The sequence below is a fragment of the Aeromicrobium sp. UBA7512 genome, assembly GCF_002476985.1.
Lineage (GTDB): Bacteria > Actinomycetota > Actinomycetes > Propionibacteriales > Nocardioidaceae > Aeromicrobium > Aeromicrobium phoceense.
The window spans coordinates 127052-137372 of record NZ_DLNK01000006.1; the positions used below are offsets into that span (position 1 = coordinate 127052).

The window sequence follows — 10321 nt, forward strand, 5'->3', positions numbered from 1 at the left end:
TACCTCCTACAAGGAGGTGGTCGCGGTGACCGTCACGATCTACAAGATGAGCGCCGGCAAGGGCTACGAGTACCTGCTGCGAACAGTGGCTGCGGGCGACGGCGACAGGTCGCTGTCGACGCCGCTGACTCGCTACTACACCGAGGCAGGCACGCCACCCGGGCGATGGATGGGCTCCGGAGTCGCCAGCCTGGAGACCGCGATCCGCGTTGGCGACGAGGTGACTGAGGAGCAGCTCAAGCAGCTCATCGGGCAGGGCGCTCACCCCATCACGGGCGAGCCGCTCGGCCGGCGATACCGCACCTACGACCAGCCGGAGGCAGGCAAGCGTCGCCACGCCGTCGCCGGGTACGACCTCACCTTCTCGATCCCGAAGTCAGCCAGCGTGCTCTGGGGAGTGGCCGACGGCGGCACTCAGGCGCTGATCGCCGAAGCGCACCACGCAGCGGTTGCCGACGCGCTCGACTTCCTCGAACGCGAGGTCGTCGCCACCCGCGTCGGCGACAAGGGGCCGAAGGGCGCGGTCGCGCAGGTCGAGGTCACCGGAGTCGTCGCGACCGGGTTCGACCACTACGACTCACGGGCCAACGACCCGCACCTGCACACCCACGTCGTCATCTCCAACAAGGTCAAGACCGTCCGCGACGGCAAGTGGCGCGCCATCGACGGCGCCCCACTGCATGGGTGGGTCGTCGCACTCTCCGAACTGCACGAGGCGTCGTTCAGCGACCACCTGACCCGCATGCTCTGCGTCGACTGGGAGCGGCGCCCACGCGGCCGAGACCGTAACCCCGCCTGGGAGATCCTCGGGGTCCCGCAGTCGCTCGTCGAGAAGTTCTCCGGCCGTACCCGCGCCATCGACGCGACGACCGACCGGCTCATCGACGAGTACGTCGAGCGACATGGCCGCCGCCCTCGCCGGGCCACAATCATCAAGCTTCGCCAGCAGGCCAACCTGTCGAACCGCCCCGCCAAGCACGTTCACTCGCTCGCCGACCTCACAAACCTGTGGCGTAGCCGGACCACCGACCACATCGGAACCGATCCGGTCGCCTGGGCGAGGGAAACCACGTCCAACCTACCCGCGCGGCAGCTGCGAGCAGACGACGTACCGCTCGACTTCATCGAGGAGGTCGGCCGCCGCGTGGTCGCCGCGGTCGGCGAGAAGCGATCGACCTGGCGCCGCGCCAACCTGTATTCCGAGGCTGCACGCCAGACCCTCGGATGGAGATTCGCCAGCGCCGCCGACCGCGAGGCAGTCACCGGCCTCGTCGTCGACGCCGCCGAGCGCGGCTCCCTGCGACTCACGCCGCCCGAACTGGCGACGACCCCGCAACCCTTCGTGCGCGAGGACGGCACCAGCACCTTTCGGCCCAAGCACTCGACCGTATTCTCGGCAGAGCACCTGCTCGCCGCCGAGGACCGGCTGCTCGAACGCTCGGCCACGACGACGGCACCCACCATCGGCATTGAGATCGTCGACGCCGTCGCAGCCCGATCGGTGAAGGGCAACCGGCTGAGTCCCGAGCAAGCAGAGGCGATCGCGAAGATCGCAGTGTCCGGACGAGAGGTGGACCTGCTCATCGGCCCGGCGGGCGCGGGCAAGACCACCGCCATGCGGGCGCTCCAGGACGCCTGGACCCGCCAACACGGCACGGGCAGCGTCGTCGGCCTGGCGCCGAGTGCGGCAGCGGCCGCCGTACTCGCCGGTGACCTGGGCATCGCCTGCGAGAACACCGCGAAGTGGTGCTACGAGCACGATCAAGGCCGGACCGCGCTCAGGAAGAACCAGCTCGTGATCCTCGACGAGGCCACGCTCGCCGGCACCATGACCCTCGACCGCATCACCGCCCATGCACAGGCCGCAGGAGCGAAGGTCCTCCTGGTCGGCGACTGGGCCCAGCTTCAGTCTGTCGAGGCGGGCGGAGCGTTCGGCATGCTCGCCGAAGCCCGCGACGACGCACCCGAGCTCGTCGACATCCACCGCTTCTCGCATGCGTGGGAGAAGGTCGCCTCCCTCGACCTGCGCCACGGCCGCCCAGAAACGGTCGATGCCTACCTCGCTCATCAACGCGTCAGCGACGGGGACGTAGACGACATGGCGGACGCCGCCTACGGAGCCTGGCGGGACGACATTGCTGCGGGACGCGCCAGCGTCCTCATCGCCGACACCTCCCACGTAGCCCACGAGCTCAACGCCAAGGCGCGCACCGAGCGGCTCATCAGTGGGGCGACGCGACAGGGCACCGAGGCGCGCCTGAACGACGGCACTCGAGCCTCGATCGGCGACTGGATCATCACCCGCAAGAACGACCGCCGCATCCGGACTCTTCGCTCGGGCTGGGTGCGCAACGGTGACCGCTGGCGCGTCACCGACCTCCGGATGGACGGCTCGATGGTCGTACGCCGCCTCGACCGCAAGCACAGCGGCGCCGTCGTTCTTCCCGCGGCGTACGCCGCCGAACACGTCGACCTCGGCTACGCCATCACCGCGCACCGCGCCCAGGGCGTCACCGTCGACACCGCTCACGTCGTCGTCTCCGACTCGACGAGGAGGGAGAGCCTGTACGTCGCGATGACCCGCGGCCGCGACCACAACCACGCCTACGTCGTCACCGTGGCAGCCGACGACAATCACGGTGCACCCGACGGCGACGAGGTCACCGCGCGATCTGTGCTGATCGGCGTCCTCGCCAACCGGGGAGCCGAGCTCTCGGCGCACCAGACGCTCACGGAGGAGCAGGAGGACTGGGGCTCCATCGCGCAACTTGCCGCCGAGTACGAAACGATCGCCGCAGCCGCGCAACGCGACCGCTGGGCCACCCTGCTCCGCTCGTGCGAGCTGACCGCAGACCAGGTCGATGACGTCCTCGCCTCCGACGCCTTCGGACCGCTCGCTTCGGAGCTACGCCGCGCCGAAGCCAACGGTCATGACGTGGACCGCATCCTGCCCTCGGCAGTGAACCGCCACGGCCTGGGTGATGCCGAAGACGTCGCCGCCGTCCTTCGCCATCGGCTCCAGCTCGTCATGAGCCAGCGTGCGAGCGGCCGGCGTGTGCGCTCGCGGCTGATTGTTGGCTTGATTCCTGAGGCAGTCGGCCCGATGGCTCCCGACATGCGGCGCGCCCTCGACGAACGGCGAGACCTGATCGAGCAGCGTGCGCGGACGCTCACTGAAGCAGCCCTGCGGGACAACGACCAGTGGGTGAAGGCGCTTGGTCCGAGGCCCGGCGATCGGGCACTCCGCGCCCAGTGGGACAACGCGGCGGCCACCGTGGCCGCCTACCGCGACCGCTACGGCATCGAGGACAAGCGTCTGCTCGGCCGCAGGCCCCAGGCCGTCGACCAGCGCCTTGATTTTGCGCGAGCCCTAGCTGCGATACGGCGGATGGAGACCGCGACGCCCCCCGTGGCCAGGATGCACCTGGGACGCGAGATCCATCTGTGATGAGCGAAGCCTGAGCTGAGAGCACTCGGGAGTTGCTCGCGAAGGGCGCCGGAGCGCGGAAAGCAATCTGCGTGAATGGCGTCCAAGATAGGATGCATGTGAACGCGATTCACACTTGACAACCTCCGTGGCTCGGACTAACTTTGGTCATGGAAGTCGACAATCGGATTCACATGTACAGATGGGTGATGTAATGTTTACACAAACGGCGGTGGCGCTCCCGCAGAAGAAGCGCTCGCTGCGGGGCCGTCGTCTCGTGGTGGTGGACATTGAGAACGTGGTGGGGGGAGCGGTCATGACGACTGAGCAGGCTGTAGGTGCACACCTCGCGGTCGAGCAGGTCGCCGGTCTGAGCGGCACTGAGCAAGTGGTGCTAGGCACGAGCCACTTTGGCGCCGTGCCGGCCGGGCTCGGTTGGCCTGGGTCCCGACTGGTGGTTCGCTCCGGGCAGGACGGTGCGGACCTCGCACTGCTCGAGGTCCTCATTGAGGAGCGGATCGGCGAACGCTTCGATGAGGTGGTGCTGGTGTCCGGTGACGGCATTTTCACCGAGGTTGTCACCGCTCTGGGAGCCGCGGGGGTCGAGGTCACGGTGGTGGCACACGCCGGCCGCTGCTCGAAGCGACTGCGCATGGCCGCTGCATGCTCCGTCGTCCTCGCAGAGTCCGCCATCGGTTTCGGGGGTGCCGCGTGACCGACAGCCTTGACGAAGGGCTGGTGTCGCCGAGCGACATCGCCGACATCGCTGGCGTGTCCCGCGGAGCAGTCAGCAACTGGCGCAAGCGCAACGAGTCGTTCCCCCAGCCTGTTTCTGGGACACCGAGCAAACCTCTCTTCTCGCTAAAGGAGATTTCTGAGTGGCTTGAACAGCACGCTGCCCAGACCAACAACCAGGCCCTCCTTGTCAAGGACAACGACTCCGCACCGATGGAGGTGTGGGCTGCTCTCAACTCCTTCCGGGGCCTTAGGTCTCCTGACCAGCAGGCAGACATGATGCTGTCCTTGGCCCTGGACCGGAGGAGAGGACTGTCCAAGCGACACGACACCACCTCCGACGGCAATGGAGCACTCGGGCGCCTGGTTTCCGCACTAGAGCGGACCCGGACGGATGACCTGGCGTCCGTTGTTGACTTCACCCTTGAGCGGCTGTCCCGCTCACAGGGCAAGATGGGTGCGGATTCCGGCTTCGTCGGTTCCCGCACCACGACCCTGTTAGCCAACCTGGCAGCTGCACGGCCTGGTGGCGTCCTGTACGACCCCGCCTGCGGGATCGCGGCGGCACTTCTCGAGTCCGAGCGCGTTGGGGCAAAGCCGACGCGGTTGGTGGGGCACGACATCGACGAGAGGGCGCTTCGCATCGCCGGCCGGCGGGCCGAACTGCACGACGTCCACCTCGAACTCACTCAGACCAATGTTCTGGCTGAGGATGTCGATCCAAGTCTGCTCGCCGACACCGTCATCCTTGAGCCGCCCTTCGGCCTGCGGCTGGACGCCTCCCGCCGCCTGACTGATGCTCGCTTCGACTTCGGTCCACCGCCGCGGTCGTCAGCGGACACGGCGTGGCTCCAACACGCCATCGCGCATCTAGCGGGCAACGGTCGGGCCTACGTCCTTAGCCCGACGGGCACGCTGTTCCGCGGGGGTGAAGAGGGAAGGATTCGCGCCGAGCTCGTTAAACATGGTTGCGTCGAGGCGATCGTGGGGCTTCCGGGCAAGCTCCTGCCGCACACGTCGATTCCATTGGCCCTGTGGGTGCTCCGCCGCCCCATCCGTGAACCCGCAGCCGAGCGCGTTCTCTTCATTGATGCCTCGGAGTCTCGGACGCCGGAGCTCCATGTTGCCCAGTGGCTGAACGATGAAGGCGCTCGCCAGGATGTCCCACGGGCCGATGTCGCGATCACCGATGTCCTCGCGGCGGACTCCGTCCTGACTCCGAACCGCTGGGTAGACCGCGCCGAGCGAGAGCCGGGCGACGTCTCCGATGCCTATCGCCACGGTTGGTCGGCGATCTCTGACACCATGACCAAACTGCAGAGCGTCCTCATATCGTTCGAGCACTTTGCAAGCTTCTCCAAGTCCCGCGTGATGACCGTGGGCGAGCTGATCGATCAGGGTGTCCTTGAGATGAGGATGGGACGTCCGAAGGACCGCTACGAGGATGCGCCAGAGCAGTTGCGCTTGCGACTCGCAACTGCGGCGGACGTGCGCGACGGCACGCTGCGTGAGTTCGGCCTTGACGAGGAGTACGACGATTACCCCGAGTTGACGTGGGAGGGCGACGTCCTGGTCACGACCATGAACACGATCAGAGCCCGAGTCGATGAGGCGGGGGGCCACCTGCCGTCAACCGGCGTGTATCGACTACGGGTCCGTGATCGCGATGTGCTGTCTCCGGGCTACCTCGCCATCGCTCTGGGTGGCAGTTGGAACGAGCGATTCCAGGGCGGCACCACAATCCAGCGCGCGTCGATCAAGGACCTCGAGGTCCCACTCGTTCCCGTGACGGAGCAGCGAGACATACAACTCGCGGTGCTCTCGACTCAACTGCTCCACGAGCAGTCGGCCCGTCTGGCCGAGGAGGCGGGCATCGTAGGGTCGGCGCTACTCGATGCTGTCCGCTACAACGCACGACTTGAGAATCCAGAGATTTCTGTCGGCCCGGCCGACGAAGATGGCCCAGTCGAAACCGAGGGAGCCAAGTGACCGATCGCATCACCCTGCCCGAACTCGAGCAGTACCTCGCCAAGGCGGCGGACCTCCTGCGCGGTAGCATCGACCAAGCCGACTTCAAGGCGTACATCTTCCCGCTGATGTTCTTCAAGCGGATCAGCGACGTGTACTTGGAGGAGTTTGAGGCCGCGCTGGACGAGTCGGGCGGCGACCACGAGTACGCAGCGTTCGCGGAGAACCACCGTTTCGCGATCCCCGAGGGCAACCTTTGGTCGGACGTGCGGGAGAAGACCGAGAACATCGGCACCGCGTTGCAGACGGCGTTCCGGGAGATCGAGAAGGTGAACCCGGAGACGCTGTACGGGATCTTCGGCAACGCCAACTGGACCAACAAGGACAAGCTGCCCGACCGCAAGCTGGCGGACCTGATCGAGCACTTCTCCACGAAGGCGCTATCCAACGCGAACGTCGCGCCAAATGTGTTCGGCAACGCCTACGAGTACCTCATCAAGCGGTTCGCCGACGCCTCGAACAAGAAGGCCGGCGAGTACTACACACCCCGCTCTGTCGTTGGCCTGCTGATCAACATCCTCGACCCGCAGGAGGGCGAGTTCGTCTACGACCCGGCGTGTGGGACGGGCGGCATGCTGATCGAGGTCATCGAGCACGTGAAGGCCGCCGGCGGTAGCCCCAAGACGTTGTGGGGCAAGCTCTACGGCCAGGAGAAGGTGCTCGCCACCTCCGCGATCGCGCGCATGAACCTGCTGCTGCACGGTGTCGAGGACTTCAAGATCGTTCGCGAGGACACCCTGCGCAACCCGGCCTTCTACACGGGCAACCACTTGGCGCATTTCGACTGCGTGGTCGCCAACCCGCCGTTCTCGCTCAAGGCGTGGGGTGACGTCGAGTGGGCGAGCGACAAGTGGGGCCGCAGCCAGCTCGGCGGGGTTCCGCCGAAGGGGTACGCCGACTGGGCGTGGGTTCAGCACATGCTCACCTCCGCCAACCCCAGGACCGGACGGGTCGCCGTCGTCCTCCCGCAGGGCGCGCTTTTCCGGCAAGGCGCCGAGGCCCGCATTCGCACCCACGTCCTCAAGGCCGACAAGATCGAGGCCGTCATCGGGCTCGCGCCGAACCTGTTCTACGGCGCCGGCCTTGCCGCCTGTGTGCTGATCCTGCGCCACGACAAGCCGGCCGACCGCCAGGGCAAGGTGCTCTTCATCAACGGCGAAGACCTGATGAAGAAGGGCCGTAACCAGAACACCCTGGAGCCTGAGCACGCGAGCGAACTGCTCAAGGCGTACGTCGGCTTCGCCGACATCGACGGCCGCGCCCACGTCGCCACCATGGAGGAGATCGAGGGCAACGACTTCAACCTCAACATCCCGCTCTATGTCGCACCGGCCGACACCGGCGAGAAGCTCACCCTGGCCGACGCGCTCACCAACCTCGAAGCCGCGCACGCCAGCGCACAGGAGACGCGCGCAGCCCTCGAAGAAGAGCTGGCGAAGTGGGGGTTGAGCGCATGAGCACGCGGATCACCCAGCGGGAGCTGGAGTCCTACCTGTGGGGCGCGGCGATCGTGCTGCGCGGCCTCATCGACGCCGGCGACTACAAGCAGTACATCTTCCCGTTGGTCTTTTTGAAGCGGATATCCGACGTGTACGACGAAGAGCACGCCGCCGCGATGGCGACCTACGGCGACGAGGAACTCGCGGACCTCCCCGAGAACCACCGCTTCGCCATCCCCGAGGGCTGCCACTGGGACGACATCCGCTCGGTCACCGAGAACATCGGTGCCACGATCCTCAAGGCGATGCGGGCGATCGAGTCCGCCAACCCTGACACCCTGCCTGGTGTATTCGGCGACGGCGACTGGGGCAACAAGAACCTGCTGCCCGACTCCACGCTGGCGGACCTGATCGAGCACTTCTCCACGAAGACGCTGTCGATCGCGAACCTGCCCGAGGACGAGCTCGGCAACGGGTATGAGTACCTGATCAAGAAGTTCGCCGACGACTCCGGCCACACCGCCCAGGAGTTCTATACCAACCGCACGCTCGTCCACCTGATGACGCTGATGCTCGAACCCAAGCCCGGCGAATCGGTGTACGACCCGACCTGTGGCACCGGCGGCATGCTCATCTCGACCGCCGCCGAGGTGAAGCGGCAGGGCAAGGAGTGGCGCAACCTCCGCCTCTACGGTCAGGAACTCAACTACGGGACGTCAGCCATCGCGCGGATGAACCTCTTCCTGCACGGCATCACCGACGGCCACATCGCCCACGGCGACACCCTGGCCCGACCCTCCTTCCTCAACGCCAAGGGCGGCCTGGAGACCTTCGACGTCGTGCTCGCCAACCCTCCGTACTCCATCAAGGCCTGGAACCGCGACGCCTTCGCTAAGGACGCGTACGGCCGCAACGTGTGGGGCGTGCCGCCCCAGGGCCGCGCCGACTACGCCTTCTTCCAACACATCGCGAAGAGCCTCGACCCGAAGACCGGCCGTGCCGCGATCCTCTTCCCCCACGGCGTTCTGTTTCGCCGCGAGGAAGCCGCGCTCCGCGCGGCGCTGGTGGAGTCCGACCTCATCGAATGCGTCCTCGGCCTCGGCGCCGGCCTGTTCTACAACAGCCCGATGGAGGCCGTCGTCGTCACGCTGCGCGCCACCAAGCCCGCCGACCACAAGGGCAAAGTGCTGTTCATCAACGCTGTTCACGAGGTCGCCCGCGAGCAGGCTCAGTCCTTCCTGCGTGACGCCCATCAAAGGAAGATCCTCGACGCCTACCGAGGCTTCACCGACGTCGACCAATTCGCCGCCGTCGCCACCCTCAACCAGATCGCCGACAAGGGCCACAGCCTTGCCATCCCGCTGTACGTCGCCGGAGCGAAATCCGCCGACCCGGGCGAGCAGATCGACGTCACCGAGGCGGTTGCTGACTGGCGAGCCGCCGCCGCCGCTTCCGACTCCGCACTCGTAGACGTCCTCGCGCTCCTGCGGGCGGAGGTGACGGCATGACTCTGAGCCTCGACAAGTCCGCGTGGAAGCGTGTCACCTTCGGTGACGTCGTTCGCAACGTCAACGAGACGGTCCGCGACCTCGACGCGTCAGGTGTCGACCGGATCATTGCCATGGAGCACATGGACCCCGGCGAGTTGAAGATCGGCCGCTGGGGGTCGACGGAGGACGGCACCACCTTCACGCGTCGCGTCAAGCCCGGGCAGACACTGTTCGGCAAGCGCCGCGCCTACCAGCGCAAAGTCGCCTACGCCGAGTTCGACGCCATCTGCTCCGGCGACATCTACACCTTCGAGGCTGACGACACACAGATGCTCGGCGAGTTCCTGCCGTTCCTCGTTCAGTCCAACGAGTTCTTCGACCACGCACTCGGCACCTCAGCCGGTTCGCTCTCGCCCCGCACCAACTGGCGCGACCTCGCCAACTTCGAGTTCGACCTCCCGCCCCTCGACGAGCAGAAGCGCATCGCCGACCTCCTCTGGGCCATCGAGCGCGAACGGCGCTCCATCGGGCTCGTTCTTGACCAGGTTGACTCGACACGACGCTTTGTACGCGACGACGCTTTCGCCTCGCTCGACGTTGTGCCAACGCGATTCGCCTCGATCTGCACGATTCCTTCTCAGAATGGAGTGGCACTGAAGAAGGCCGAGCGCGCTGGCGAGGTCCCGATGGTGAACATGGGAGAGATGTTCCGCGGGGAGGTCATCTCAACTGGCAGCGACTACGAGCGAGTTGTTTCACCTGGTGACAACTTCCTGCTGGCGAAGGGAGACCTACTGTTTGCGCGACGATCGATCGTCTTTGAGGGCGCAGGAGCTTGCTGCTTGGTCCCCGACCTGGACGAACCGTTCACGTTCGAGTCCTCCGTGATCCGCGTGCGTCTGGCTCACGAAGTCGACCCTTCCTACGTTCTACATTTCTTCCGCTCCCGGCGTGGTCGCGACCTGATGGCCTCGATTGTGCGGAGGGGCCCCGTCTCGGGCATCGCGGGCTCTGACCTACGAACCTTGGAACTCCCGGTCCCAGATCTGGCTACTCAGAAGAGAATCGTCGAGAGGATCGAGTTGGCAGGGTCCGCTGAGTCGGGCCTCCACGAGCGGATGGCTGCTGCGAGAGCACTTCAGCGGACAGTGTCGTCCGACGTATTCGGGGGTAACTGATGGCCCTGTTCGACGAGGCAAACA

6 protein-coding genes are annotated in these 10321 nt (G+C 66.3%); all 6 read left to right on the forward strand.

Going from position 1 to position 10321, the window contains the following annotated elements; genetic code table 11:
- Window positions 1-25 precede the first annotated feature (25 nt).
- The 6 genes from mobF to B2363_RS10115 all read left to right on the forward strand — a co-directional run bounded on the left by mobF (window position 26) and on the right by B2363_RS10115 (window position 10297).
- Complete coding sequence (gene mobF / locus B2363_RS10090) at window positions 26-3448, forward strand: MobF family relaxase (RefSeq protein WP_286929901.1); 3423 nt, start codon at window positions 26-28, stop codon at window positions 3446-3448.
- Between the two features lie 211 nt (window positions 3449-3659).
- On the forward strand, window positions 3660-4142 hold the full coding sequence (locus tag B2363_RS10095) for an NYN domain-containing protein (protein ID WP_286929903.1): 483 nt from the start codon (window positions 3660-3662) through the stop codon (window positions 4140-4142).
- The gene (locus B2363_RS10100) at window positions 4139-6151 is read left to right on the forward strand and encodes an N-6 DNA methylase (protein WP_286929904.1); all 2013 of its coding nucleotides are present in this window, start codon (window positions 4139-4141) and stop codon (window positions 6149-6151) included. The genes B2363_RS10095 and B2363_RS10100 overlap by 4 nt, the downstream gene beginning before the upstream one ends.
- Entirely contained in the window at window positions 6148-7647 is a 1500-nt protein-coding gene (locus tag B2363_RS10105; RefSeq protein ID WP_286929906.1) for a type I restriction-modification system subunit M, read from the forward strand. The genes B2363_RS10100 and B2363_RS10105 overlap by 4 nt, the downstream gene beginning before the upstream one ends.
- Window positions 7644-9137 (forward strand): type I restriction-modification system subunit M, encoded by a 1494-nt coding sequence (locus B2363_RS10110; RefSeq protein ID WP_286929907.1) that lies wholly within the window; start codon window positions 7644-7646, stop codon window positions 9135-9137. The genes B2363_RS10105 and B2363_RS10110 overlap by 4 nt, the downstream gene beginning before the upstream one ends.
- A complete protein-coding gene (locus B2363_RS10115) occupies window positions 9134-10297 on the forward strand; it encodes a restriction endonuclease subunit S (RefSeq protein WP_286929908.1) in 1164 nt (387 codons plus the stop codon). The genes B2363_RS10110 and B2363_RS10115 overlap by 4 nt, the downstream gene beginning before the upstream one ends.
- Window positions 10298-10321: the final 24 nt, after the last annotated feature.

What these genes read in the sequence shown, in the direction of transcription:
- B2363_RS10115 (WP_286929908.1), top strand. Translation starts at nt 9,134, where the DNA reads ATGACTCTGAGCCTCGACAAGTCCGCGTGGAAGCGTGTCACCTTCGGT.
- B2363_RS10110 (WP_286929907.1), top strand. Translation starts at nt 7,644, where the DNA reads ATGAGCACGCGGATCACCCAGCGGGAGCTGGAGTCCTACCTGTGGGGC.